The sequence below is a fragment of the Arthrobacter sp. Leaf69 genome, from assembly GCF_001422645.1.
In the GTDB taxonomy this organism is placed as follows: Bacteria; Actinomycetota; Actinomycetes; order Actinomycetales; family Micrococcaceae; genus Arthrobacter.
This window is the reverse complement of record NZ_LMLR01000013.1, coordinates 482,699-507,262: the sequence shown is the minus strand read 5'-3', so window position 1 is coordinate 507,262 and position 24,564 is coordinate 482,699. Positions and strand designations below refer to the sequence as shown.

Here is a 24,564-nt window from a genome sequence, read left to right as displayed (position 1 = left end):
CGCCCCGAGCTCGGCCGCCGGCATCCCGGCGTCGGCCTGTTCACGGCGCTGCAGCAGATCGAACGCGACGGACAAACGTGCCTGACGGGCAGCCAGGGCGGATTTCGCGTCTTCCAGGGCCCGGATTTCAGCAATCAATTGCGCACCGTTCAGCTCAGCCACGTCGCCGCCCAGGGCCCGGGCCACCTCCGCGACCGTGACCCCTGAGGCCACTTCCGGCTCACCTGCGCCAGCCGAATGACGTGTCCCAGCCGGTCGAAATGCGTCGGGCCCCTGCTTGCCGTCCATGAATACACGCTATCGGGCACCTGCGACGCTTTATCGCCGACGGCACGGCGTCAGATCCCCGCAGCTTAGAACCTGCTGAACCCCGGAGGAGGACCCTCCTTGTGCCGTGAATCCCGCTGCCCAAGGCAACTAGCGGGCAGGCCTCGAACGAAGCCGCAAACCCACAATCAGCAGGACCACACCAACCGCGACAATGCCCACCGACAAGTAGAAGAACGTCCGCTCGGCCACCGTTGGTGCGACAAGCAGGGTGAACAGTTCCGGTCCCACGGCCGGATCCACGTCCAGGCCCAGATCCTCGACGTGCATATACCGGGCGAACGACAGAAAACGCACGGCAAAGGCCACCGCTAGACCGACGGCCGTCAGGACGAATCCCAGCATGAAGAGCAGTTGGCTGCGGTTGAACAAGCTTCCCCCAAGAGTCGTTGACCTTCTCTGGCACCCGCAGTCTAACCGTCACCGGCGCAGCGGCCGGCGACGTGGCCAGTGAAGTGGCCAGCTGCGCAGCGGCACCGTGAGCCCGGCTCAGGCCCTCTGCAGATCCGAGTGGTGCTCGGCGACGACGTTGGGATGGGCCCGGAGCCGGTAGCGGAGGGCGTTGTCTCCATAGGTTTCAAGGATTGGGCTGTTCGTCGGATCGACGGACAGGCCGCGCGCCTTGGCTTGGAACTCCGGGCTCACCGCGAGCTGCGGCATCGTCGCGTCCAGCGCGGGGTTGAAGAAGAAGGGAAGCGATATCCGGTCCGTGCCCCGCAGAGGAGAGATCACGCGGTGCAGGGTCGCCTTGAGGTAGCCGTTCGTGGCCAGTTCGAGCATCTCGCCGATATTGACCACGAACGTACCCGGAACCTGCGGGGCATCGATCCATTGTCCTTGGTACTCCACCTGCAGTCCGCCCTTCCCGGGCTCCACAAGCAGCAGGGTCAGGACCCCGCCGTCGCGGTGGGAACCCACACCCTGCTTGGGCTCCGGATTGGACTCCCCCGGGTACCGCACGATCTTGAGCACCGGGAAGGCACGCGAGGCGAAGGCCTCGTCGAAGGTGTCCGCAGGTGCCCCGAGGGACACCGCCAGCTCCCGCAGGAGGGTCAGCGAGACGGCACTCAACCGTTCAGTCCACTCGGTAACAATCCCCCGCATTTCGGGCAGGGCATCCGGCCACAGATTGGGTCCCTCAAGACGCCAATAATCGGCGACGCCGGGCCCCGGCTCCACGGCAGCACGCTCGACGCCGATATCGATCTGCTCGCGCCAGTCCACCGCGCCGTCCGTGAGCTCGCCGCCGACCCTCGTGTAGCCACGGAACTGCGGGCTGTGGACGTTCTCGACGGCGAGCTTCTGCTCGTCGGTCAGCTCGAAGAAGCGCCGGGACACGTCAAGCATGGAATCCGTCAGCTCCTGCGGGATCCCGTGTCCGGCCAGGTAGAGGAAGCCCACTTCGTGCATGGCGTCCCGTAGCTCGTTCCGGAACCGCGCGGCCTCCTCGGGACCCGCGCTCAAACGGGAGAAGTCCAGGACGGGCAATGATTCGAGTGGCATCCAATAGTCCTTTTCGGTGAACATGGCAAGTTGCGGACCGTATTAGCTCCAATGTTACGGATCTAGCCGCTCCGGAGGACATTCAGATGTCGAATTAAGACTTTCGGAGGGCGCCGCTGGCCCTCATCGCGAGGCTCCCGCGCCGGTCCGGACCGGGCGGTCGGCACTACGCACCGTCCGGCCGGACGTTCTGGCCCGTCGCCGGATGACGTACTCGGCGACAGCGAGGTTGATCACCCAGGCCGCCGCCATCAGCAGTGCCTTGGTCCGCTCGTCGGGGGTGCCCACGAGCAGCAGCCAGGCGGAGATCACCACGGCCTGCGTTCCCGCGGCCACTCCGATGGCATAACCGCGCGTCATCCACGCGCCGTGCCGCACGAAATCCCGGCGCCGGATCGCGCCGATGCCCAGACTGAGGCTGACCAGCATGGCCGAACCGAAGAAGAGCCGGATCGGGACGTCGGTGGTGCCGTCCGGGAGCGGGTAGAACGCCGACATCCACAGGCCGGAGAGCCCGGCGAGCAGCCCGGCCGGAATGAGAATAGCGCCGGCGGCGCGGTGCCAGCCGCGCCTTCCCCGCAGGGCGGGGACGAACTGGAACGCCCCAAGCAGGCTGTAAATGGTGACACTCACGATGTGGATGACGACGGGGACGGGCGAGGCAAAGAACCGGGCGTTCTGCGCTGTGATGGCAGCGCCGCCGGTCAGTTCCGTCAACCTTGCCGCGCCGGCCATCACCGGGATCAGGCTCAGGAGGATCAGCGCCGCCAGTACAGGCCACTGGGGCCCGCGGCGCCTGATGGACGGGCGGGAGGTACTGGGTCTTGTTGTCATGAGCCTGGTCCTAGATTTCCGCGGTGTACGAGGTACACCTGACCCGCCCAACGGTAGGTGTACGCGGTACACTTGTCAAGAGGTAACTGCTAGGGAAAGGTTGTGCGGATGACTCAGCAGCTGGAGGCCACCCGCCGCACGCCCCTGAACAGGGAGCGGGTGCTGCGGGCCGCCGTCGAACTCGCTGACGATGTGGGATTCGAGTCGCTCAGCATGCGCAGGCTCGCCGAAGAGCTCGGCGTGGTGCCGATGGCGCTCTACAAGCACGTCGCAAACAAAGAAGAGCTACTCGACGGGATGGTCGCGAGCCTCATCGGCGAGATTGATCCCCCGGTCACCCATACGGACTGGAAGAGTACCGTCCGCTTGCGGGTGCTGTCGGCGAGACGTGCGCTGCAGCGGCACCCTTGGGCCCGCCAGGCGATTGAATCCCGCACCACCAAGACAGCCGCCGTGCTGGATTACATGGAGTCCTTCGCTGGCATGTTCCTGGCCGGCGGATTCTCCGCCGACCTCACGCACCATGTAATGCATGCCATCGGCGGCCGAATGTGGGGCTTCACCCAGGAACTGTTCGATGACCAGTCCGGGCCGACGGCGGAATCCCCGGCGGAGGTGCCTCCCGAAGCCCAGGCCGCCATGATGCAGCAGATGGCGGAGCGGTATCCGAACATCGTGGCGATCGCCACGGGGACGGCCCACGACGGGAGTTCCGTCGTCGGACACGGTTGCGACGACCAATTTGAGTTCGAGTTCGCCCTGGATTTGCTCCTCGACGGCTTTGAGCGGTTGCACGAACAGGGCTGGTCATCGCGGCAGGCAAAGCTGGACCGTCGCTAAACTCTGCGGGGCCGCGGACCACTGGGGGTTATCCGGCCGGACGCCGGCCCGGACAAGACGCGCCCTTGCCTGGCCAGGGACTTCGGAGGAGGATGTGCGCACACTCCGGGAGGCCTTCCATGACCACGCTTGGCAAGTTTGAGAAGTACCTGATCGAGGAATTCTTCGACGATTACCGCTCCGGCGCCCTGAGCCAGCGCACGTTCACGCGCCGCGTGGCCTTTATTACCGGCAGCATGGCGGCGGCGTCGGCCGCCATGCTGACGGTGGGCTGCACGCCGGAGGAAGTCCCGCGCAGCACCGATCCCATGCCCACCCCCGGCCCTTCGGGCACGGGAGCCCTTACCGCTTCCGCGGGTCCGGTGCCGGGCGCCAAGAGCCCCCTCTCTGTTCCTGAGGGCGCTCCGGGCCTCGTGACGGAAACCGTACGGTTCCCCGCCGACGGAACGGACATCAGCGCCTACCTCGCCCGGCCAGAATCGGGCACCCCCGGTCCGGCCGTGCTGATCTGCCACGAGAACCGCGGGCTGACCCCGCACATCCAGGATGTGGCACGCCGTTTCGCCAAGGCCGGCTACGGTGCCCTGGCCCTGGACCTGCTCAGCCGGAAGGGGGCACAGCGGCCATGGACCGCGACGCCGTCCCCGGAGCGCTGACAGCAGCCGGCTCCCAACGCCACGTCTCTGATTTCGCCGCGGCTTTCGATTACCTGCAGTCACAAGACTTCGTCGACGAGGGCCGGATCGCTATGACCGGATACTGCTTCGGCGGGGGCATCACCTGGCAGGCCGCGACGGAGCTTCCGGGACTGAAGGCGACCTCGGCGTTTTACGGGCCCTCCCCCGACCTCGAAAAGGTTCCGGCGATCAAGCCGGCCGTCTTCGGCGTCTACGCTGAACTCGATCAGCGGATCACCGGGGCCTTGCCGGCGCTGCGGGATGCCCTGGCCGCCACGGACGTACGCCACCAGCTCACCGTCTATCCCGGCGTCGACCATGCCTTCCACAATGACACCGGGCAGCGCTACGACGAGGCGCAGGCCACCGCGGCCTGGAACGACACACTCGCCTGGTTTACCCGCTACGTCTGAGCACGGCGTTGCACAGCTTTTACCCAGGGTTTACCTGCCTGGTCTTGTGAGGCCCCGGGCGCCTCCAACAGACTGGTTATCACCAGATGAACGGATCCCTAGGGACCGTTCGACCAGAGCAGCGGGACGAGGGCGCCGCTATGCGTTCCGGCCAGCTCAACGGTATAGAAGATGCCGAGGAGCGGTCCCCGCAGACCGGAAGGATTGACATGGCCGGGACGTTTGAAGTGTTTGTTGACGGGGAGGCGCTTTTCCGGTTCCGACTCAAGGCGCCGGACGGAACCGTTGTGGCCGAGTCGGCTGCATTCAGCGACAAGCCGGCTGCCGTCGCCGGCATCGCCGCGGTACGGGAATGCGCCGGCATGGGGCTGGTGACCGACCTTTGCCCCGAGGGCGGGACGCGAAGCGGGATACTGCCGGCGGAAAGTGCGGCCCGCCCCTGCGGCGGCACGCGTCCCCGTCCTACCTGGCTTCAGCGGGGCGACGACATCCACGCCCGGGCAGGGTCAACCCGACGGGCGACCGCCGCCCCCAAGTGGATCGGCGCGGCATAGCCCGTGCCTCAGTAACCCACGCCGCGTGTTCCTCGCGGACTGCCTGGCTAGCGGACGCCCTGGCCGGCCTCGTACCAGCGCAGCACCCGCAACGCCCGCAGGGTGTTCCACCGGCTGGGCCGGCCGTCTCCGCCCTCCAGCTCGAAGTGGATCCGGCCGGGATGCGTGTTTTCCAGGAGCCAGGTGCCGTCGGGCTGCTGCTTGGACCGGACCAGGGCGATGGCTTCAGCAATCCGCGGGTCGGGCGGATCACCGGCAGTCCTGAAGTACTCCAGTGCGCGGAGCACGTCGTAGTGCCATCGGGTGGGATATGAGAACTCGAGCCAGGCCGGATCAATGACGTCGCCGGTGCTTTTGCGCCGGAACAGCTGCCGTTCGAGCAGGTACTCCCCGCCCCGCCGCCGCGCTTCGATGGATTCCGGCGAACCGCCCGTCGCCTGTTCGTGGGCCAGCAGCCCTTCGAGCACGTTGATTGTTGTCGCGGCCGACGAAACCACCGCGCCGTGTTCCGCCCAGCAGTTCCACCCGCCGTCGTCGAGCTGCTCGCTGACAAGCCGGGCCACCACGGCGTCGACATCCTGGCCGAAGTAGGCCCCGAGCCCAACGGCCATTCCGTTGATGCAGGGCTCCACTTCGCCGCTGAAAAAGGGCTGCCCGCCTTCCTCCCAGCGGCAGTTCTCCCGCACGAGCGTCACGGTCCGGCGCATCTGGTCACCCAAGGGATCGATGCCAAAGTCACGCAGCTGCAGGAGGCTGTACGTGGTGGCGGTCCATGGCTGGCTCCCGTTGTCGGACGCATCGTCCCCGGCGGGTTCCGTCTGGCTGTACGGAGCATCGGCACCACCGGACAGCCCGACGTCGGGATCGCCGCCGTGCGCCGGGAAGTACGCTCCCCCGGCCCACTGGCCGTCCCCGCCGCGCAGCGCCAGCAGCCGGGCGCCCCACCCCTCGGTGGCCACGCGTGCGCGCTCGGCAGCGACGGCGTCGGCAGGCGCTCCGGCCAGATCCCGCAGCGCCTGCCAGCGAATAGCGGGATCAGAATCCAGCAGCCAGTCCAGTACGGTCATGCGCCGATTGTAGTGCCCGGAGTTTTCTCGTCAACGGGTTGTTCCGTCAGTGTTGTCCCGGGCGGGGTGTTCCATGCGGGTGTTCCGGGCGCCGGAGTTTAGCCTTCGCATTCAACGCAATAGAGGTGGCCGTTCTTTTCGCGCGCGATTTGGGAGCGATGCCGGACCAGGAAGCACGAGTAACAGGTGAATTCATCCTCCGCCTGCGGAATGACCTGGACGGTCAACTCCTCAGCGACGATTTCTCCACCCGGGACCAAGGCGCCATCCAGCGAATCCGCTTCATCCAACTCACGCACCACACTGCGGGCGTCGGGGGCATTCGCAGATTGCAGGGCCTCGAGAGACCTGTCCTGCGATTCCTTGACGTCGGAGCGTACTTCATCGTAATCGGTTGCCACTGGGGTGTTTCCCTCTTCCTCGGATTGCCTGGATAGGTATTCAACAGACAGGACTGCTCCAGTATTCCCTCCCGGGCCTCACAGCTCGGGGCGGGACCCGGCAACGCGCCGCCGCCTGACGCTTTTCGGTCAGGACGTGGCTGGATTTTATTTGTACAATCGTTAGAGTTAAGGCTGTTGGTGAAGATTTCTTGGGGGAAATTATGAACAAGGCGCAAAGACGCGCACATGTGGAGCCGCCTTGCCGGGAGTGCGGCTCCAGGGTCATTCCGATCTGGAAGGACGAACGCTCGGTCACGTCCAATCAGCCCGACTGGCGCGTGAGTGCCCGGCAATGCAGCCGCCAGGGGTGCGGCCTCGACGGTTCCCGGAACTGGCCGGACTCCTAAAGCAGTGCTGTCTGCACCGGGCCTGCCATGATGGGTCCGTGACTATTGCAAAATCGGTCGTGTTGTTCGCCCTCGCCGCTGTGGCCGAAATAGGTGGGGCCTGGCTGGTCTGGCAATCGGTCCGTGAGGGCAAGGACTGGTGGTGGGCCGGACTTGGCGTCCTAGCCCTCGGCGCGTACGGCTTCGTGGCGACCCTCCAGCCGGATGCGCACTTCGGGCGCATCCTTGCCGCCTATGGCGGGGTCTTTGTGGCCGGCTCGCTCGCGTGGTGCATGATCTTCGACGGGTTCCGGCCCGACCGATGGGACATCATGGGCTCCGTAATCTGCCTGCTCGGTGTGGCCATGATCATGTTCGCGCCCCGCAGCGGCAGCTGAATCACCTCAGCCTCCTGCGCACCCGACGGCGTTTCGCCTGCCGGCTCCCGCACTGCCGGCCAACCCCGATCCCCACCACGACCAGAAAGCAGTTTGATGACGAAGACGACGGCGACACCCGCCCCGGCAGACACGGACAAAAAGGTACGCCTGGTTCTCTGGATCCTGATGGGGGCCATTATTGCGGCCGGCCTCGTCTGGTATGCGGTCTTCGCCATGAACAGGCCCGCCCCGGCGGCTCCGCAGGCGGCGGCCACCGCGCAGCTGGTCCGCGAGGACAGCCACCGGCTCACCTCCCCCGCTGTCGAGAAGGCCCAGTTGGTCGAGTTCCTGGACTTCGAATGCGAGTCCTGCCGCGCCGCCCATCCGCTCGTCGAGGAACTGAAGCAGGAATACGGCGACCGGATCACTTTCGTGAACCGCTACTTCCCGCTGACCGGGCACCGGAACTCGGGTACCGCTGCCCTGGCTGTGGAAGCTTCCGCTCAGCAGGGCAAGTACCAGCAAATGGCAGCGAAGCTCTTTGAAACCCAGGACCAGTGGGGCGGAAAGCAGGATTCCCAGGCTCCCGTGTTCCGGAGCTTCGCGCAGGAACTGGGACTGGACCTGGCCAAGTACGACGCCGCCGTGGCTGACGAGGCAACCCTGGAACGTATCCGCAAGGATGCCGCGGACGGCACGGCACTGGGCGTCACCGGGACACCCACATTTTTCCTCAACGGCAAGAAGCTGGTCCTGAATACGGAAGCCGAGTTCCGGCAGCTGCTCAGCGACGCCGCCGAATAGGCACCATGGCCTCCCCTGCCCGGCAGGCCTTGCCTATTGAAGGGATGCGGTCAGGCGCGCCAGGTTATCGAAAGCTTTCTGGGCCGCCGGCCGCCGCATCCAGTCCTCGAGCCGCAGCTCGAGGCTGTTCGCCCGGTACCGGTCTTCGATCACGCCAATCGAGTCAACAAAACCGCGTCCATGCACCAAAACGGATACTTCCATGTTGAGGCTGAAGGAGCGGACATCCATGTTGCTGGACCCAATCACCGCCACCTCCTCATCAATGGTGAAGTGCTTCGAGTGCAGGACCTGGGGCGCCCGGTAGAGGTAGATCCTGACGCCGGCGCGGAGCAGGGCCTCGTAGTAGGAACGCTGCGCGTGGTAGACCAACATCTGGTCGCCGACTTCGGACACAAAGAGCTCGACGTCGAGACCCCGCGCAGCGGCAGTGACAATGGCCATCAGGATGGATTCGTCCGGCACGAAGTAGGGACTGGTGATGCTGACCCGGCGTTCGGCCTTGTGGATGAGCGTTGCGTAGAGCTTCAGATTGTTGTCATTCGCGAAGCTCGGGCCACTGGGCAGGACCTGCGCGTCAATAGGCGCCGAGCCCTGGCTGCCGGCGATGGAACTGGAGCTGGCGGCCAGCGGCAGCAGAACGTCCGCTTCGCTGTACCAGTCGGTCGCAAATACCGCGTCCAGCTCGCGGACGACGGGGCCTTCAATGCGCATCATCAGTTCGTGCCACCTGAGTCCGCGTTTCAGGTTGCCCTTCTTGTTGTAACTGGAGTCAATAAGGTTCTGGGATCCGGTGAAGCCGACGCGGCCATCGACGACGACGATCTTGCGGTGGTTGCGGAGGTCAGGCCTCTGCCACTCACCCCGCCACGGCCGCACCGGCAGCATCGGGTGATACTCCGCGCCTATGTCCTGAAGGTATTTCAGGGTTTCCTTCCGGCCCGGGAAGATGAGGCCGGCCAGATGATCGGACAACACCCTTACGGCGACACCCCGTTCCGTGGCACGGGCCAGCGCCTGGAAGAAGGGTTCGGTGGTCGCATCGAGTGACATGATGTAGAACTCCACGTGCACATACTTGGCGGCCGAATCGATGTCCTTGATCATTGCGTCAAAGGTGCCGTCATAGTCATCCATCAGCTCGGCACGGTTGCCTTCCACCATGGGCAGGGCCCCCAGGTTGTTGTTCAATGCCACCGCCGAGTGCAACCACTCCGGCCAGTCACGGCCTTCGCTGATGAGTGTGCTGCCTGCGGTCCGGGCCAGAACCAGCTCGTTGACCTCCTGTTGCTTGTCACGGCGGACCTTGGGCAGTTTCGAGTACCCGACAAAGAAGAACACAATAGCGCCGAGCACCGGTATGAAGATGATGGCGAGCACCCAGGCAATGGCAGACGACGGGGGACGATTCACCGATACCAGCACAGCTGCAATCGCCACGACGAAGATATGGGCCGCCAGCAGAAGTGCAGCGACGGCTTCAGGATCCTGGAGGAATTCGCGCACGGCTACCTGCTGGCTCTTCTGCCGGGACCGAAGTCTGTCCGACGGGTCGGGAGGGCCACGAGCGGCTTCAGACCAGCACCCGGCTCTTGATTCTTTCAAACTCTTCGGCACTGATGGTTCCTGCGTCCAACAGCGCCTTGGCTTGGGCAATCTCTGTTGTGGGGCTCGGGGTGGCGACCTTGCGGATATAGGAATCGGCCTCGTCCTGGTCCCGCCGGGCACGTTCCACGGAACGCTCAGCCATGCCATCGCCCCGGGCAGCCAGATACACCAAGAGGGTCACAAAAGGCAGGAAAGCCAAGAAGAAGATCCAGACTGCTTTCCACCAGCCGCTCAGCCCGTGATCGCGAAAAATGTCACCGATGATCGCAAATAGCCCAAACAGGTAGGCAAAGAAGACACACGCGGTGAAGAACCACCAGAAGATATCCCAAAAATTCTCCCAGAAACTCATTTGTCCACCCTGCTTTCAACTAACTAATGCGGCATCGATCGATATACGGCCATGCGAAGAAATCGAAGGTGAATTCCCCCTGACGGACGGGCTTTAGCAACTGGCTGCGGTTCCGAGGTCGCTCAGTGCCGCCTGGACTTTCACAGCTTCGTCCCGCAAGGAAGCCCGGGCCTGCGCCAGTGTCGCGTCGTCGGGAACGTCCTTGACGGCGCGGTCAAGACTCTGCTCAGCCTCCTTGACGGCATCCACCCGGTCCTTGGCCACGGCCTCGCTCGCATCGAGGAGTTCGTTATGGGTCTTCACAACTTCTTCCCTCGCGGTACGGACCTGGTCCACCGTGGACGTTGGCGTCAGCGCGTCCTTGAAACTCGTCAAGGCAGAGGCGTAGGCCTTGGTAGCTGCGCAGACCTGCGACTCGTTCTCCTGCGGAGTATCCGTGCTACCGCAGCCGGTCAGCAACGCGAGTGCTGCTCCGAGCGCGATGGATCCTGCGAGGAGCGGATGTGCTTTCGTTGGCATGTGGAGGTTCCTTTCCTGGAGGCATTGTCCCCAGCCCGACCAAATGGCACTTATGACAATTCTGTGTGTCAGCACGGGAGGCGTCCTCACCCGCGGCGGGTGAAATCTTACGGCCGGGTGACGTTCCCGGGCCGGGCCTGATTAGACGATTCCGCGTTCGGCGGCCGTCTTGAGGGCATCCCGCCGCCCTGCCGCACCGAGCTTGCGGTAGATTGACCGCTCGTGCGTTTTGACGGTGTTGACGGAAATGAACAGCGCCTCAGCGATCTCCGCCGCAGTCATCACCGAGCGCATGTAGGCCAGGACCTCGCGCTCGCGGTCGGTGAGGGTCCAGTAGGAACGCGTCCGGAGGTGCGGGTTACCTTGCGTATGGCGTGCCATCCGGGCAGCGACGAACGACTCATGGGTGGTCCCCCAGACGGCGTGTTGAATCAGCAGTTCCGCGAGTTCTTCTCTCCGCTCGGTAAAGGAGCGCAGGATAGTCTGCGGCTCCGCCCGATGGACCGCGTGTTCTATCCGCTCATGCACTCGGGCGTCGTCCCCGTTGCCGTGGGCCAGCAGGGCCTCCGTCAGGCTCATGCTGGTATCGAGGTATCGGTTTCGATCTCGATCGATAAGTGCTTTGGTGCAGAGTTCGGCGGCGCCGGTCTCTCCTCCCCGACGCAGGAGTTCTGCCAGCAGCGTGTCCACCAAAGGGGCATGCCCTCCGGTCCCCAAAGACCGAACCATCGTCAACGCACAGGCCAAGTCGCCCTCGGCTTCCGCGATCTTCGCCCTGGCGATCGTGTAAAAGGCTTCCCAAGACACTCCGTAGCGGCCCTGGTCGTGGAAGGACTCCAGTGCTGCGCTGGACTCGGCGAGATGGGCTTGATCACCCGTCGCGCAATCAACCAGCACCCTGTACACAGCGCTAACCGGACCAAGCGAGGACGTGCTGCCGAGCCGCTGCGCCTTAGCCAGATGGGCGCGGGCACCCTTCAGTTCATCTCGCCAGTAGAACACTATTCCGCGTGCCAGCCAGGCCGCCGCCATCTGATCCTGAGAACCGCCGCCCAGCCCGTCTGCGCGCTCCAACGCCCGCGTAGCATGATCCTCGGCGGCCGCAAGGTCACCACCGGCCGCGAACGCCAAAGCAAGTTCTGCTTCGGCGCAAACTTCCATCTTTCCCAGATGTTTTGACGCGCCGGCGGGTGATTGGAGCAGGACGGCCGCCTGGTCCCCCACGCGGTGCAACCTGAACTCAGCCTGGGCCAGCTGGAACAGGCCCGAGGAAGTGGCAGGATAGTCCTCCGTTGCCGCGTCCACCTTCGACCGGCCGTCCGCGTCAGGGTTGCGCAAGTCGATCCGCCGGCTGGTAGGCAAAGGTTCGAAGAGGGCACGGCACCGGTCGAGCTTCCGTCGGCGCGCATCATCCAAAACTGAAGTACGCGCCAGCGCACGCCGGGTGAGTTCCGAAGCGGCCGGGACATCACCGTCAATGGCGCGGCAGACTGAGCCGATCATCAGCATCTCGGGGTCGTCGTTCCACGGGTGTGGCAGATCCCGGCACACTTGTTCAAGCGCGGGGGCGCCGTTGCGGAGCAGGAACTCCAGCCAGTGCTCTCCGAGCGACAGGACAGCCAGTCGGGGGGCATGTGCCTGCAGGGCACGGGCCACGCATTCACTCACGTCGGTGTCCTGGTAATAGCGCGCCGCCACGCGGTGGAGCCGGTCCGCGAGGAGCGGGTCCCTCCGCTCCAATATCCTGCGGCACTGCGCTGCGAACAGCGAGTGCCAACGGTACATGGATTCACCGCCGCGATATGCGTGCTCTTCGATGAAGAGTCCGTGGCGGAGACACGTTTCGAGCAGGATGCCGCCGTCGGGCCGGCCATGCAGCTCTATGGCGAGCCGACGGCCCAGCCAGTCGCAGGAGGTGGCGCGTAAAACAAAATCCACCAGTGACGGATCAAATTGACCCAGGACCTCCTCCGCGATGTAGTCGCCTAGAGGGGGTTGGGCGGGCAAGGTTTTCGTGATCCCGCCCGCCACATTGCGGGCCTCCGTCAGGGCGCTGAGGCTCGCGTGGACGGCGACCGGCCATCCGCCAGTCAGCGTCCAGAGTGATCCGGCGTCGATTTTCGCTCCCTGCCCCAGCGAATCGGCAAACCGGGAGACTTCGTCCCGGGTAAAGGCCAGTTCGGCAGCACCGATCTCACCCAGGCCTTCCCCGTATCTGAGCCGCTCCAACTGGATGGAGGGATGTCCACGCCCTGAAAGGACCAGCCGTAATGCCGGCGGGGCTGAGGCTGCGAGCACACCGACAATTCCCGAGGCCAGTTCCGGTCCCGCCAACTGGACGTCGTCAATGACCAGCACGATCGGCTCCGTCAGGTGCTCCAGAGCTCCCAGCAGCAGATCGTAGGAGGCTGCACGGTCATGGGCGAGGCTCTGGTCCAACGCCATCACGGCTTCGGTGCCAGGCAAAGGAAATGGCCCTGCAGCGGCCTGAATCGCCCCGACGACCCCCTGAAACAGCCGTGTCGGTTGCGTGTCGAAGCGGTCCAGCGACAACCAGGCACACGGTAGATCGCTTTTCCGGACCCAGTCGCCCAAAAGCGTTGATTTGCCGTAGCCGGCGGGGGCGGTAACGAGAGTCAGGCGGTGGGCGTCAGCGGCAGCAGCCAGCGCGTCTTCGAGACGCGGACGTTCCAGCGCCCCCAGACCGCGCAGGGGAGGCCGGATCTTAAACTGCGGACCAGGCACCCGTTCGGAAGTGATTAGCGGTTCTCCCACGTAATTGATCGTAGGGAGGTGTAATTTCGTGCAATAGGGTCATAAGGACCTTGTGTGTACGCCCCTCGCGCAAATGCTGGGCTCCCCCGACCCGGGTCACAGCCCGGCGCGCACTACTTGCTCGGGAGTAACATCAGTCATGGCCACAAAGCAGGGTAGCCGGAAAAACCCGGTTTTTGTCCGGCAACTTGACCGGGCCGCCAGGCGGCACGTTTTTATCGTCGCGGCAATGCGGCTCGCAGCATTTCTGGCCGTAATTCTTCTTCTGTACTTCGCTATTCCAATAGGCGGATTCAATGAAGACAATCCTGCGGCGGCCTGGATCCGCCTCGCGGGAGTCCTGCTCGTTTTTGCCAGCGCCCTGGTGCTTCAATTGCGCATGATTATCGCGGCGGAAGTCCCCCAGGTCCGCGCGGCCGAAGCCGTCGTCGAGACCGTGCTGATGTTCCTGTTTCTTTTCGGTTTTCTCTACACCTCCATGTCCACAACGGATCCGCGGGCGTTTACCGAACCATTGAGCAGGATGGACGCCCTGTACTTCACGACTGTCACGTTCGCCACTGTCGGGTTCGGCGACATCACGCCCGTCAGCCAACTCGCTAGGGCGGTGGTGACAGTCCAGATGATCGCCGGCTTGGGTGCACTCGTGCTGGTTGCCAAGGTCGCGTTCTTCGCGGCCGGACGGCGGCTGGGCACCCCCTGACCTGGAGCCCCGCAGACGCGGCCACCTCCCCGGTCCATCCGCTGTCCACGCCCTGCCGTGCCACGCTATATCATTCCGTCGGCGCTCACCCGAAAGGGATGATCACGCGGCGACGGCCACCGGAAACCTGCGCCCGCCGCCCTGAGACTGTCCAGAAACCGGCATCCTGCGCCCCCGCGGCGCCGTCCGGAACCTTCGTCCGCAGCCGGCGGGTTTCCGACCGCAGGAACGACAGATCACCCTGCGCGGGTGGGGCCGGGCCGGCGGTCCGCACGGACAATAAGGATTGTCACGACTGCCCGACTCGGGAACAGGAGCTTCACATGAAGATCGGTCCGCTGGAAGTGATTATCTGTGCCTTTCCGAAACCGACCATCGACGCAAACGTGATCAAGGCACTCAGCGAAACGGTCAAATCGGGGGCCGTCGCCCTTGCAGATTTGGTCCTTGTGAGCAGGGATCGCGAGGGAGCCGTGCATGTCCGCGACCTGCACGATGACCTGCCCGCGGCGTGGACTGGAATGCTCCTCGATTCCCGGCCCATGACCCTGCTCAACGACGCCGACGTCGAATTGGCGGCCGGAGCCATTAAAAGCAACGAAACAGCGCTGGTCGCGGTCCTGGAACACCGCTGGGCGCAGCGGCTCTCAGAGGAAGTACGGCGCTCAGGAGGCGTGACGGCCCTGCAGGCCAGAATCCCGCAGGAAGAAGCCGTCGTGGCCATCGAAGCAGATGGCGTCGCAACAAGCTGAAAGACATCCATCGACAAGAAGGACCCCTCATGCCATTTGCCAGAGCCGGCCGGCCAGGGCTGCTCGGCACCGTAGCCCGGACCGCTGCCCTATCGGGCACTCCGTCCCGGGGCGCTCCCGCGCCCGTTTCCCCGCCACGAGGCGGAAACGAACTGGCCGACCAGCTCTCCCGGCTCGCCGAGCTGCGCAGCTCCGGTCTGCTCACCGATGCCGAATTTGCCGCAGCGAAAGCCCGGCTCCTGATGTGAGCCTGGGAAGCCAGGCTCCCTTACCCGAACCAAGACTTTGGAGGTGGTTCCCGTGAAGCGATCAACCAGCGTCGCCTCTGTCCATGGGCTACGGGCGGTGCCGACCCATCCTGTCCCTCGCGGCCCGGGTAGGCACATTGGTGCGGCGCGAAGCTACCTCGGCGGCGCGCCCTCATGACACTCCCGAATGATGCCCAAAGCGCCGGCAGCCCCGAGCAGGAAGAAATACGGCGGTTACGCGCCGAAGTCGCCCGCCTTCAACTCGAAAAGGACAAGGCCGGAAAGACCACCATCCCGAAACCACCAGGACAAGGCTCGGGCCTGGCCCGCCGGATTGTTGCCGTTTTCCTGGTGGTGCTGACTGCCGTTCTGGCCTGCGCCACCGTGCCGGCCTTGTACCTGCGCAGTGAGGTCCTCGATACCGACCGCTACGTGGCCACCGTCGCGCCGTTGGCCTCGGACCCTGCCATTCAGGCGGAGATCGCCAACAAGGTCACCGCGCAGATCACCGAAGCCGTCGACATCGAAGGCATCACGCGTGACGCGATGACCGAACTCGGAAAAGTCGCACCGCGTGTGGCCGCCGTGATCTCGGGGCTGGCGCCCGCAATCGCGGAGCAGACCAGAACGCTGATCCACACCGCCGTTTCCAGATTCGTTGCCAGCCCGCAGTTCCAGGATCTTTGGACCCAGGTCAACAGGGTGGCCCACCAGGGAATCGTCAACCTGGCTACCGGCAACACCGGCGGCACGGTCAGTATCGACGAGAGCGGCACAGTCACCATCTCCACCAAGGAAATCATCGCCCGGGTCAAGACCCTGCTTGTAGAGCAGGGAGTGGACATCGCGACCCGGATTCCGGAAGTCGACGCACAGATCACGCTTTTGCAGTCCCCCGAACTCGTCAGGGCCACGGACGCCATCCGAACGCTGGACCGGACCGCCCCCATCCTGGCCTGGATGACGGTGCTGAGCGCTATTGGAGCCATTGCTGTGGCGCCGCGTGGCTGGAGGAGGCGGACGACGAGCCGCCTCGGGTTGGGGATAGCAGTGGCCATGGCGGTACTGGCCCTAGGACTTGCCATCGGGCTGAACATCTTCCTCAGCACCATCCCGTCGGCAACGGTCTCCCCGGCGGCGGCCGAAAGCCTCGTTGAAACCCTCGTGGTGCCTCTCAGAACCGCCGTGCGGTTTGTCTTTATCGTGGGCTTGCTGATTGCCGTAGCGGCTTTCCTGAGCGGCCATTCGCGCCCTGCCGAGCGTGTGCGGCGAGGTCTTGCAAGCGCCGGAGACTACGTGACCGGAAAGGTGGGTGCCGGGCACGCGAGGCAGTGGCAGTACTGGCTGGCCCGCTACCGGCGGATCCTGGAAGCTGCAATCCTCGGCGTCGCCGTGCTGGTGCTCATCCTCTGGCAGTACCCGACGGCGGCCGTGGCCATCTGGACGGCAGTCCTGGCCGGCCTGGCGATTCTTCTTATCGAACTCCTGTGCCGTCCGGCCGTTGTCGCCGCCCATACCGCCGAACCCGTGACGACAGGACCTCCGGAGCAAACGAATCCAACGCTCCCCCTGCCATGAGCCGGGGACGCCACTGCCGGTTGCGCGGTGGCGTCCCCGCTGTTCACAAGGTCCGTGGGAACACAGCTACGCCGAGGACGGCGCAAACGGGTACAGGTCTTGCTCGCCCCCGTGCACAACGACGCACGTGGCATCCGGCACCTCCTGCCACGCCCCGCGGAGATCCCCCAGCGGTTCGGATACCACCAGCCTGGTGTCGTCCGAGAGGCCGTGGAGCAAGGGGTTGTCCGGGTACTGGTCACGGAGAGTAGCGATGTCAGTGCTGTGGAAGAGTGACCGGGAGTTGCCCTCGCTTGAGTAGCGGAATGCCCACGTGGTATCGCCGTCGGTGGTCGCGACGGTCATCTGGATTGGATGCTCGACGCCGTGGCGCCGTCCGACGTCTTCGATGAGTCCAACCGCCTCAGCGACCGCTGCGCGGGGGTCCCGCTCCAGGCCAAAGGTGAGCGCGAGGTAGAAGAACATTTCCGAGTCGGTGGACCCTTCGATCTCGGGATAGAGGCTCGGCTCGACGGCCATGGCCAGGTCACGCTTCACTTTCGAAAAATCCGCGAGAACCCCGTTGTGCATCCACAGCCACCGGCCGTGGCGGAAGGGGTGGCAGTTCGTCTGTTGGACCGCCGTGCCGGTAGTGGCACGGATGTGGGCGAAGACGCGGCCAGCCGAGGCCTGTCCTGCGAGTTCGCGCAGGTTGCGGTCATGCCAGGCGGGCTCCGTGCTGTGGAACACACCAGGTAGAGGAGCGGTCCCGTACCAGCCGACGCCGAAGCCGTCCCCATTGGTGGTTTCAACTCCCATACGTGCATGTTTGCTCTGCATAACGAGCGAATTGGCGGGTTTGTAGAGAAGGTCATCCAATCGCACGGGAGAACCCGAATACGCAAGCCAACGGCACATGCCACTCTCCTTCTACTCAGGACGGATTTCCATTACGATTCCACCACCAGCACGGTGCCTGCGCATCATCTCCCGCGGGTGACCCGTCGGGGCCACCGTGCCCGTTCTCATTGCTGGCGAAGGACTCGTTCCTTGACCGCGGCGAATTCGTCGGCGGTCAGGGCGCCGTCGTCCATCAAGGTTTTTGCTTGGGCGATTTGTTCCGCCTGGTTGGTTCCGGCCGTCCGGCGGACGTAGTCGTCGAAATCTTCCTTCGCCACGTCGCGGCGGGCAGCCTGCCGCAAGGACATGGACTGTCCGAAAGCAATCAAATATGCCAGACCGCCAAAGACCGGCAGGAAAATCAGGACGAGCACCCAGACAGCCTTGCTCCATCCGGTGCGGGTCGAATCAGCGAAAATGTCCTTGACGATGAGAAACAGAACCACCAGATATGAAACATAAAGTAGAAACGAAATCATCAGCCAAAAGAAGTCCCAGAAAGTCATGTCGATTCCCTTTCAGCCCGCGTGTCCCGGGTCCCAGGTCCGGAAAGCCAGCGTTTCGTCGGGTCTTGGGCGCGTATGCCCGCATCATCCCACAAATGCCGGTGCTCCGGAATGGCCCTTTGACGGCGTGATCAGAGCGCCCCGCCTGACGTCCCCGGCTGTGAATCGCAGAGCTATCTGGCAGTGAATTAGCCATGCTTAGTGGCCGATGAGGAGGGTGTCCTGTGAGCACCACGGATTCTCCTCGGACTACCAGGTCGAAACCCTAAGGAGCCGTTAGTACGATGCACTAAAAGTGCAGTATGCTGCACTTATGGATGAAGGTACAACGAGCCTGGCGCTGGCCATCGGCTCCCGGGTTAAGCAGGAGCGGCTAACGCGAGGCTGGACGCTGGATCAGCTGGCGGAGTCTGCGGGGGTAAGCCGCAGGATGGTAGTCAATGTGGAGCAGGGTGCCGCGAATCCCAGCGTGGGAACCTTGCTGAGGATCAGTGACGCCCTGGGTGTGGGGCTGCCGGCGTTGGTCGAGCCACCTCGGTCGAGGCCTGTGAAAGTCACGCGCAGTGGTGAGGGCGCCACTTTGTGGAGCGGTGAGTCCGGGGGCCGCGGGGTGTTGGTGGCTGGCACCGAGCCGCCGGACGTGGTGGAACTCTGGGACTGGACCCTGGGCCCTGGGGACCACCATGTGAGCGAGGCCCACACATCGGGCACCAAAGAGCTCTTGCAGGTCCAGCAGGGCACGGTCACCGTCGAGGTCGCAGGCCAACCGGTCACCCTCGATGCAGGCGACGCAGTGACGTTCCCAGGCGACGTGGCACACTCCTACACGAATCCGGGAACGGAATCGGCCAGGTTCTCCCTGGCCGTCTTCGAACCGGGCGTGGGGACAGGACGCCGGCCGGAGGTCTCCGGTGCGTAAGCCGGGCCTGCTGCAGGAATTTCTAGACGGCGGCCGGGTTGACGCCGCCGTGTTCGCGCTGCGGCCCGACTACCGTGCGCTGCTGCTGGCCGTTGACGGACTCGTCCCGGGCCCGAGCGACCCGGCCGGTGAGGAACTGCTGCGGGCGGCGGAATCCGCGGCCCGGGCGCTGGTCAGTGACCGGCCGGTCGAGCAGCTCCCGCACGTGGCTGCGTGGCGTGAGGCGTACCAGGGCTTCGGCGCCAAACCGAACCGCACTCGCAACAGCCTGGAGGCACTGGTGCGCCGTGCGGCGTCCGGCTTACCCCGGGTGAACCGTCTCACCGATCTCTATAACGCAGTCTCGGTGCTCCACCAGATCCCGCTGGGCGGGGAGGATCTGACCCGCTACAGCGGTGCGCCGCGGCTGGTCTGCGCCACCGGCGAGGAGCCCTTCGATACCGCCGCCGCCGGCGCCGCGGTGATCGAACACCCGGAACCCGGCGAGGTGGTGTGGTGCGATGACGCCGGCGTCACCTGCCGGCGCTGGAACTGGCGCCAGGCACGCCGCACCCAGCTCGGCGAGCACACCACCTCCGCGCTGTTCATCCTCGACGCACTCGAACCCCTGACCGACGCGGCACTCCACGCAGCAGCCGAGGACCTGACCGTCCGGCTGACCCGGCTCGGTCCCGACGTCAGGGCCGCCCGCCGCCTGATATCCGCCGGCACAATCAGCGATGAAGGACACTGACATGCTCATCCACTCCCGGCTACGCGCGATCGCTGACCGGCAGGCCCGAAAGGGCCAGCCGTGAGCCAGCGCACCCCCATAGATGTTCCCCTGCCGCCGTGGGGGCTGGCCGTGGCCGCCATGCTCTCGGTCCAGCTGAGTTCGGCCCTGTCAGTGGATTTGATTGCGGCGGTGGGGCCGGCCGGAACCGCCTGGCTCAGGCTCAGCGTGGGGGCGCTCGTCTTTCTGGCCGTTGCCCGGCCTCCATTGCGCGCGCTGCGCCGCCCCGACGTGCCCGTGCTTCTGGGGCTGGGCGTCGCCACCGGACTGATGACCATCGCTTTCCTCGCCTCCATCGAACGTATCCCGCTCGGCACCGCCGTCGCGATCGAGTTCCTCGGTCCGCTGACCGTCGCGGCCGTGCGCAGCCACAGCGGGCAGGCGCTTATCTGGCCGGCCCTGGCGCTGCTCGGGGTCGTCCTGCTGACCGAACCCTGGGCCGGAGAGATCAACCTCGCCGGTATCGGCTTCGCGGGCCTCGCGGCCGTCGGGTGGGCCGTCTACATTGTGCTCACCCAGCGGATTGGCGACCGCTTTACGGGCATCGGCGCACTCTCACTCACCATCCCCGTCGCCGCTGCCACGGCAGCTATCGCGGGCATCCCGCAGTCCACCGGACACCTCAACCTTGGTATCCTCGCCGCCGCCTTCGGGCTGGCCGTCCTGATGCCGGTCCTGCCAATGGCGCTCGAGATGCTCGCCCTGCGCCGGATGACGCCAACCGCGTTCGGCACCCTGATGGCCCTCGAACCCGCCATCGGCGTGCTACTCGGGCTTCTCGTGCTGCACCAGCAGCCCTCGCTCACCCAATTCGGCGGCATCACGCTCGTCGTCCTTGCCGGCGCCGCCGCGCAGCGCGGTGGCCGACGGCAGCCGCACTCCGCGAACACGCCGGCGCCCGCACCGACCCCGACCTCGTCGGCCAAGGACCAAAGTAGGCAACAGTCCTCCAAATAGGCGCGTCCGCCACAACTGTCGCTGCGGGAGGATTCCCTGCCCACAGGTGCCCGCAGGTGCCCGCAGCTCACCCGCCCGCCCAGCAGCATGCGCCGCAGGCTTTGCTTCACCGTGATTCAAACAAAGGAGTTATACCCATGTTCACCGGCTTGAGCGCCTTCCCCCTGACCCCTCTGGCCGATGATGCTGTTGACGAGCATGCCTTCGTGCGCCTGGTCGAACGGCTCACGGAGGCGAAGGTCGACTCCATCACCGCACTCGGTTCCACCGGCTCGTATGCCTACCTGAGCAGCGAGGAACGAAGCCGTGTGGCCCGTCTCGCCGTCGAACACGCCGGCCAAACACCGGTGTTCATTGGTGTCGGTGCCTTGCGGACCTCACACGTCCTCGCGAACGCTGAAAAGGCGGAACAGGCGGGAGCTTCCGGGCTGCTGCTTGCTCCGATGACCTATCAGCCCCTGACCGAAGATGACGTGTTCGAACTGTTCCGGACCGTCACCGCGGGCTCGTCGCTGCCCGTCATCGTCTATGACAACCCGGGCACCACCCATTTCACGTTCACGAACGAGCTTTACGGACGCATCGCGGAACTGCCCGGTATCGCTTCCATCAAAATCCCGGGCGTCCCGGCCGATCCGGAGCAGGCAAAGGTGCGGGTTCAGGAAATCCGGGCAGCCGTCCCTGCGCACGTGACCATCGGAGTTTCCGGTGACGCCAAGGCCGCCGCGGGACTGGCCGCCGGGTGCGATGCCTGGTACTCGGTCATCGGCGGCACTATGCCCGCCCTGGCGATGCGGATCACCAGGGCCGCCCTGGAAGGGCGGGTCTCCGAAGCCTCCGCCGAGTCCGAACGGCTTGCACCGTTGTGGCAGTTATTTGCCGAACTTGGCGGGAGCATCCGTGTCGTTGCGGCACTAGCGGAACAGCTCGGACTGGCATCACCATCGTGCCTGCCGCTTCCCCTCCAAGGACTAACCGGGAAGCAGCGTGCCCGTGTGTCCAGGATTGTCGATGAGCTCGGCCTCACCCCGTAGCGCCGGCCTCGGCGTTCCACCCAGGAAGGACCGCCGGGCCGGGGCGCTGGTCCGCTACGTCTTCGCCGCAACCTTGGTTCGCAGCGCCGACGGCGGTGCAGTAGTCGCCATCGTGCTGCTCGCCCACGCCTGCGGGATGCCGGGCTGGCTGGCCGGACTCCTGGGAGCATCAATCACAGCGCCCCACCTGTGCGGGCCGTTCATCGCACGACGCCTCGATACAGCCCGCGACGGGCGCAAAGTGATCGCATCCTCCGCTGTCCTCCACGGCGTGCTGCTCGGTGCTGCAGCACTGCTCCTGCCAATCGCCTGGCCGGTCTGGCCAGCCATGCTGCTCTTCGCCTCCGGAATCTTCGGGCCGATGCTCACCGGCGGAATCAGCAGCCGCCTGCCCTCCATCGCCGGGCCCGAGCAGCGCAGCCAACGCAGAGCACAAAGCTGGGACGTCGCAAGCTACGGGCTTAGCGGACCCTCGGCCCCGCAGCAGTGGCGTGGATCGCGGCAGCCGCCGACGCACTCACCGCGACACTGGTCCTGGCCTGAGCCGCCGTCGTCGGTGCGGGAGCCGTCCTCGCACTCCCCAAGCAAGAGCCACTCGACAAGGCAGTCGACGTGCCATCGCCCGGACGAACACTGAGACTCATATGGAAACGCGGCCCGCTGCGCCGCACACTCGGGCTCACCGTGACCGTCGCATTCTCGGTCGCGGTATTACCGATCTACGCCGTCGCAACAGCCCCCGCGCTCGGCGGGGCCGCAGCCGCAGGAACACTGGTGGCGGCCTACGGGATAGGAAATCTCCTCGGATCAGCAACGCTCATGGTCCGGCCCCTTCGCAGCGACGCAGACCCTCTCATGAGCTCCCTTGCCGCACTAGTCGCTGCAACGCTGATACTCGTAATGCTGACTCCGACATTCCCCACTTCCCTCATTGCCTTTTGCCTGGCAGGGATCGCAAACGCAATGTTCTTCGCGGCAACCCTCGCCGCGCGCAGCGAATACGCACCCATCGAGGCCCGCGGCCAAATCTTCATCTGGGTAGGCGCACTCAAGATCGCGGCGGGATCCGCCGGGGCGAGCGCACCAGACGCACGCCAAAAAACGCTGGCAAAACCACGCCACATAGTGAGTGCTGCGATCCGAGCAGGTGCTGGACGGCTGGGATCTCGCGGCATCCGCGCCGGCAGTAGACTGAAAATCATCGAGCGGACGGCCGTGGCATCGGGTCCCCGGCCGGTACGCTCCGGCAGCGCGTGTCCGCCGATGGAGAGGACCTCAGCGATGGAACCGACCTATGTGATGGCCGAGAGCGCCCCGGCGCCCGTGGGCCCCTACTCCCATGCATGCGGTCTACCGAATGGCCTGCTGTTCCTCTCGGGTCAGACGCCCATCGACCCGGAGACCGGTCAGCTGGTCAGCGGTGGCATCGAGGAGCAGACGGCACGCGTCTTCGACAACCTCGGCCTCGTCCTCGAGGCGGCCGGCAGCAGCTGGCGCGATGTAGTCAAGGTCAATGTCTTCCTCGTCGACATGGACGACTTCGCAGCGATGAACGCCGTGTACGCGAGGTATTTCGACGGCCAGTATCCCGCGCGCACTACGGTCGCCGTCGCAGGGCTCCCGCTCAGGGCGCGCGTCGAGATCGAACTGCAGGCGATGCGCCGCGTGGGGTGATCGAAGCGCACGTTCACCTCGATACGCTCACTCCCCGGCCACGACCGCCCGCCCCTTTATCACCCCCGGCGGGTGAGGTGCGCCCAAGGTTCGAGGCCAACGATGGTGTTATCTGGCGGTGATTGGGCTGCCACGAGAATGACCTTCCGAGAGGGGGCCCTGAATGTCGGGAACACGCCCAATGCTCGTACGGTTGTCCGCACTCGGAGCAGCACTCTTGCTGCTCGCCGGTTGCAGCACCCCGAGCCCGCCGGCCGGCACGTCCAGCCCGGCACCGTCCGTTTCGCCGGCGTGCGCCGCTGCCGATGCTTTTGCCGACGCGCTGACAAGTTTCAAAGACACTCTCAAACCAGGGGCCACGGTGGACCAGATCCGGGCCGCCCGGGACCAGGTGGTGAAGACCTATGACGAGCTGGTCGCGGCAACAGGCAGTGCGGCCAAAGAACGTGTGGACGCCGTTACATCAGCGGAAGCGCGGTTCACTGCCGCCGTCAACGACGTTCCCGACGATGCCACGCTGACCGAAGCAGCCGCCTCCCTGCGGGACGAAGCAGCAAACGTCCAGGCCGCCCTGAGCGATCTCGCGACGGAGGTCCAGTGCTAAGTTCCGGAGCTCCCCGGAAAACCGGCCGGTGAACTGAATTAAACCCAGGCTGCGTTTACGGACAATGCCGCATCAATCGAAAGCAGGGAAGCCAAAATGAGTTTCTGGGAAAACTTTTGGGACATATTCTGGTGGTTTTTCGTCGTCTATGCGCTCTTCGCTTTTCTTTATGCGTTGTTCATCGTCATTGCCGACATCTTTCGTGACCACGAGCTGAACGGCTGGTGGAAGGCCGTCTGGATCGTTTTCCTGGCGTTCGTACCCTTCCTGACGCTGCTGGTGTACATGATCGCCCGCGGCAAGGGCATGGCCGAGCGGTCCATGAAACGCGCCCGGCGAGACCAAGAAGCCGCAGACTCATATATCCGCGAGGTCGCTACCGCGAGCCCGACCGAGGAAATCTCCAAGGCCAAGGCCCTCCTGGACGCCGGAACCATCAGCCCTGACGAGTTTCAAAGGATCAAGAGCAGGGTCACAACCTAAAGACACCATCGACGCCGCCATCACCTTGAACGA

General features: G+C 65.0%; 29 protein-coding genes and 1 pseudogene. 18 read left to right on the top strand and 12 right to left on the bottom strand.

From position 1 onward, the window contains the following. The 4 genes and pseudogenes from ASE96_RS19255 to ASE96_RS15210 form a co-directional block, all read right to left on the bottom strand. Window positions 1-288: pseudogene (locus tag ASE96_RS19255) on the bottom strand (hypothetical protein); the annotation flags it as partial. 129 nt (window positions 289-417) lie between these two features. Continuing rightward, window positions 418-699 carry a hypothetical protein gene (locus ASE96_RS15220; protein WP_056432145.1) on the bottom strand — a complete coding sequence of 94 codons (282 nt, stop codon included), beginning with the start codon at window positions 697-699 and terminating at the stop codon, window positions 418-420. Between the two features lie 117 nt (window positions 700-816). Next, window positions 817-1,830, bottom strand: a complete 1,014-nt coding sequence (locus ASE96_RS15215) for an isopenicillin N synthase family dioxygenase (protein ID WP_056432250.1) — start codon at window positions 1,828-1,830, stop codon at window positions 817-819. Window positions 1,831-1,953: 123 nt separating this feature from the next. Further along, window positions 1,954-2,664: a DUF2306 domain-containing protein gene (locus ASE96_RS15210; protein ID WP_056432142.1), complete on the bottom strand. Its 711-nt coding sequence runs from the start codon at window positions 2,662-2,664 to the stop codon at window positions 1,954-1,956. A gap of 108 nt (window positions 2,665-2,772) precedes the next feature. On the opposite strand from ASE96_RS15210, the gene ASE96_RS15205 reads away from it, so the two are divergent. The 4 genes from ASE96_RS15205 to ASE96_RS18955 all read left to right on the top strand — a co-directional run bounded on the left by ASE96_RS15205 (window position 2,773) and on the right by ASE96_RS18955 (window position 5,148). After that, window positions 2,773-3,504 (top strand): TetR/AcrR family transcriptional regulator, encoded by a 732-nt coding sequence (locus ASE96_RS15205; protein ID WP_056432139.1) that lies wholly within the window; start codon window positions 2,773-2,775, stop codon window positions 3,502-3,504. Window positions 3,505-3,623: 119 nt separating this feature from the next. Beyond that, window positions 3,624-4,160 (top strand): dienelactone hydrolase family protein, encoded by a 537-nt coding sequence (locus tag ASE96_RS19730; protein WP_268753764.1) that lies wholly within the window; start codon window positions 3,624-3,626, stop codon window positions 4,158-4,160. Further along, window positions 4,130-4,594 (top strand): dienelactone hydrolase family protein, encoded by a 465-nt coding sequence (locus tag ASE96_RS19725; protein ID WP_268753763.1) that lies wholly within the window; start codon window positions 4,130-4,132, stop codon window positions 4,592-4,594. The genes ASE96_RS19730 and ASE96_RS19725 overlap by 31 nt, the downstream gene beginning before the upstream one ends. Before the next feature lie 209 nt (window positions 4,595-4,803). Then, window positions 4,804-5,148, top strand: coding sequence for a YegP family protein (locus ASE96_RS18955; RefSeq protein WP_082492786.1), 345 nt, complete (start codon window positions 4,804-4,806; stop codon window positions 5,146-5,148). 47 nt (window positions 5,149-5,195) lie between these two features. Here the strand turns inward: ASE96_RS18955 and ASE96_RS15190 are convergent, their stop codons facing one another. Both ASE96_RS15190 and ASE96_RS15185 read right to left on the bottom strand, forming a co-directional pair. Continuing rightward, window positions 5,196-6,215 carry a hypothetical protein gene (locus tag ASE96_RS15190; protein WP_056432138.1) on the bottom strand — a complete coding sequence of 340 codons (1,020 nt, stop codon included), beginning with the start codon at window positions 6,213-6,215 and terminating at the stop codon, window positions 5,196-5,198. 98 nt (window positions 6,216-6,313) lie between these two features. Continuing rightward, window positions 6,314-6,616 (bottom strand): DUF4193 domain-containing protein, encoded by a 303-nt coding sequence (locus tag ASE96_RS15185; protein ID WP_056432134.1) that lies wholly within the window; start codon window positions 6,614-6,616, stop codon window positions 6,314-6,316. A gap of 427 nt (window positions 6,617-7,043) precedes the next feature. On the opposite strand from ASE96_RS15185, the gene ASE96_RS15180 reads away from it, so the two are divergent. Both ASE96_RS15180 and ASE96_RS15175 read left to right on the top strand, forming a co-directional pair. Beyond that, window positions 7,044-7,382 carry a YnfA family protein gene (locus tag ASE96_RS15180; RefSeq protein ID WP_056432127.1) on the top strand — a complete coding sequence of 113 codons (339 nt, stop codon included), beginning with the start codon at window positions 7,044-7,046 and terminating at the stop codon, window positions 7,380-7,382. A gap of 96 nt (window positions 7,383-7,478) precedes the next feature. Next, the gene (locus ASE96_RS15175) at window positions 7,479-8,168 is read left to right on the top strand and encodes a DsbA family protein (protein WP_056432124.1); all 690 of its coding nucleotides are present in this window, start codon (window positions 7,479-7,481) and stop codon (window positions 8,166-8,168) included. A 33-nt stretch (window positions 8,169-8,201) separates the two neighbouring features. Here ASE96_RS15175 and cls read toward each other — a convergent pair whose 3' ends face one another. From cls to ASE96_RS15155, 4 genes are all read right to left on the bottom strand, one after another. Continuing rightward, on the bottom strand, window positions 8,202-9,674 hold the full coding sequence (gene cls / locus ASE96_RS15170; RefSeq protein ID WP_056432121.1) for a cardiolipin synthase: 1,473 nt from the start codon (window positions 9,672-9,674) through the stop codon (window positions 8,202-8,204). 67 nt (window positions 9,675-9,741) lie between these two features. After that, window positions 9,742-10,128: an SHOCT domain-containing protein gene (locus ASE96_RS15165; RefSeq protein ID WP_056432118.1), complete on the bottom strand. Its 387-nt coding sequence runs from the start codon at window positions 10,126-10,128 to the stop codon at window positions 9,742-9,744. A gap of 93 nt (window positions 10,129-10,221) precedes the next feature. Next, on the bottom strand, window positions 10,222-10,647 hold the full coding sequence (locus ASE96_RS15160; RefSeq protein WP_056432114.1) for a hypothetical protein: 426 nt from the start codon (window positions 10,645-10,647) through the stop codon (window positions 10,222-10,224). A gap of 141 nt (window positions 10,648-10,788) precedes the next feature. Continuing rightward, window positions 10,789-13,422, bottom strand: a complete 2,634-nt coding sequence (locus ASE96_RS15155) for a helix-turn-helix transcriptional regulator (protein WP_156367626.1) — start codon at window positions 13,420-13,422, stop codon at window positions 10,789-10,791. A gap of 229 nt (window positions 13,423-13,651) precedes the next feature. Between ASE96_RS15155 and ASE96_RS15150 the strand changes: the two genes are divergently transcribed. The 4 genes from ASE96_RS15150 (at window position 13,652) to ASE96_RS15135 (ending at window position 16,703) form a co-directional block, all read left to right on the top strand. Further along, window positions 13,652-14,125: a potassium channel family protein gene (locus tag ASE96_RS15150; protein WP_235500277.1), complete on the top strand. Its 474-nt coding sequence runs from the start codon at window positions 13,652-13,654 to the stop codon at window positions 14,123-14,125. A gap of 323 nt (window positions 14,126-14,448) precedes the next feature. Continuing rightward, window positions 14,449-14,877: a DUF6325 family protein gene (locus ASE96_RS15145; protein ID WP_056432105.1), complete on the top strand. Its 429-nt coding sequence runs from the start codon at window positions 14,449-14,451 to the stop codon at window positions 14,875-14,877. 29 nt (window positions 14,878-14,906) lie between these two features. Beyond that, window positions 14,907-15,125, top strand: a complete 219-nt coding sequence (locus ASE96_RS15140; RefSeq protein ID WP_056432102.1) for an SHOCT domain-containing protein — start codon at window positions 14,907-14,909, stop codon at window positions 15,123-15,125. A 174-nt stretch (window positions 15,126-15,299) separates the two neighbouring features. Further along, the gene (locus ASE96_RS15135; protein WP_082492775.1) at window positions 15,300-16,703 is read left to right on the top strand and encodes a hypothetical protein; all 1,404 of its coding nucleotides are present in this window, start codon (window positions 15,300-15,302) and stop codon (window positions 16,701-16,703) included. A gap of 66 nt (window positions 16,704-16,769) precedes the next feature. On the opposite strand, the gene ASE96_RS15130 is transcribed toward ASE96_RS15135, so the two are convergent. Both ASE96_RS15130 and ASE96_RS15125 read right to left on the bottom strand, forming a co-directional pair. Then, window positions 16,770-17,600, bottom strand: a complete 831-nt coding sequence (locus tag ASE96_RS15130) for a class II glutamine amidotransferase (RefSeq protein ID WP_056432098.1) — start codon at window positions 17,598-17,600, stop codon at window positions 16,770-16,772. Between the two features lie 107 nt (window positions 17,601-17,707). Then, a complete protein-coding gene (locus tag ASE96_RS15125) occupies window positions 17,708-18,088 on the bottom strand; it encodes a PLDc N-terminal domain-containing protein (RefSeq protein WP_056432095.1) in 381 nt (126 codons plus the stop codon). A gap of 313 nt (window positions 18,089-18,401) precedes the next feature. Between ASE96_RS15125 and ASE96_RS15120 the strand changes: the two genes are divergently transcribed. The 8 genes from ASE96_RS15120 (at window position 18,402) to ASE96_RS15085 (ending at window position 24,531) form a co-directional block, all read left to right on the top strand. Continuing rightward, entirely contained in the window at window positions 18,402-19,007 is a 606-nt protein-coding gene (locus tag ASE96_RS15120) for a helix-turn-helix domain-containing protein (protein ID WP_056432247.1), read from the top strand. After that, the gene (locus tag ASE96_RS15115; RefSeq protein WP_056432094.1) at window positions 19,000-19,740 is read left to right on the top strand and encodes a B3/B4 domain-containing protein; all 741 of its coding nucleotides are present in this window, start codon (window positions 19,000-19,002) and stop codon (window positions 19,738-19,740) included. Before ASE96_RS15120 ends, ASE96_RS15115 begins: the two co-directional genes overlap by 8 nt. Before the next feature lie 120 nt (window positions 19,741-19,860). Further along, window positions 19,861-20,736 (top strand): EamA family transporter, encoded by an 876-nt coding sequence (locus ASE96_RS15110; protein WP_082492785.1) that lies wholly within the window; start codon window positions 19,861-19,863, stop codon window positions 20,734-20,736. Window positions 20,737-20,873: 137 nt separating this feature from the next. Next, the gene (locus ASE96_RS15105; protein WP_056432093.1) at window positions 20,874-21,770 is read left to right on the top strand and encodes a dihydrodipicolinate synthase family protein; all 897 of its coding nucleotides are present in this window, start codon (window positions 20,874-20,876) and stop codon (window positions 21,768-21,770) included. After that, a complete protein-coding gene (locus tag ASE96_RS19635; protein WP_235500276.1) occupies window positions 21,748-22,407 on the top strand; it encodes a hypothetical protein in 660 nt (219 codons plus the stop codon). Before ASE96_RS15105 ends, ASE96_RS19635 begins: the two co-directional genes overlap by 23 nt. A 326-nt stretch (window positions 22,408-22,733) precedes the next feature. Next, a complete protein-coding gene (locus tag ASE96_RS19630) occupies window positions 22,734-23,444 on the top strand; it encodes a RidA family protein (RefSeq protein ID WP_235500275.1) in 711 nt (236 codons plus the stop codon). A gap of 193 nt (window positions 23,445-23,637) precedes the next feature. Then, window positions 23,638-24,048 carry a hypothetical protein gene (locus ASE96_RS15090; RefSeq protein ID WP_235500274.1) on the top strand — a complete coding sequence of 137 codons (411 nt, stop codon included), beginning with the start codon at window positions 23,638-23,640 and terminating at the stop codon, window positions 24,046-24,048. Window positions 24,049-24,144: 96 nt separating this feature from the next. Continuing rightward, complete coding sequence (locus tag ASE96_RS15085; protein ID WP_056432089.1) at window positions 24,145-24,531, top strand: SHOCT domain-containing protein; 387 nt, start codon at window positions 24,145-24,147, stop codon at window positions 24,529-24,531. Window positions 24,532-24,564: the final 33 nt, after the last annotated feature.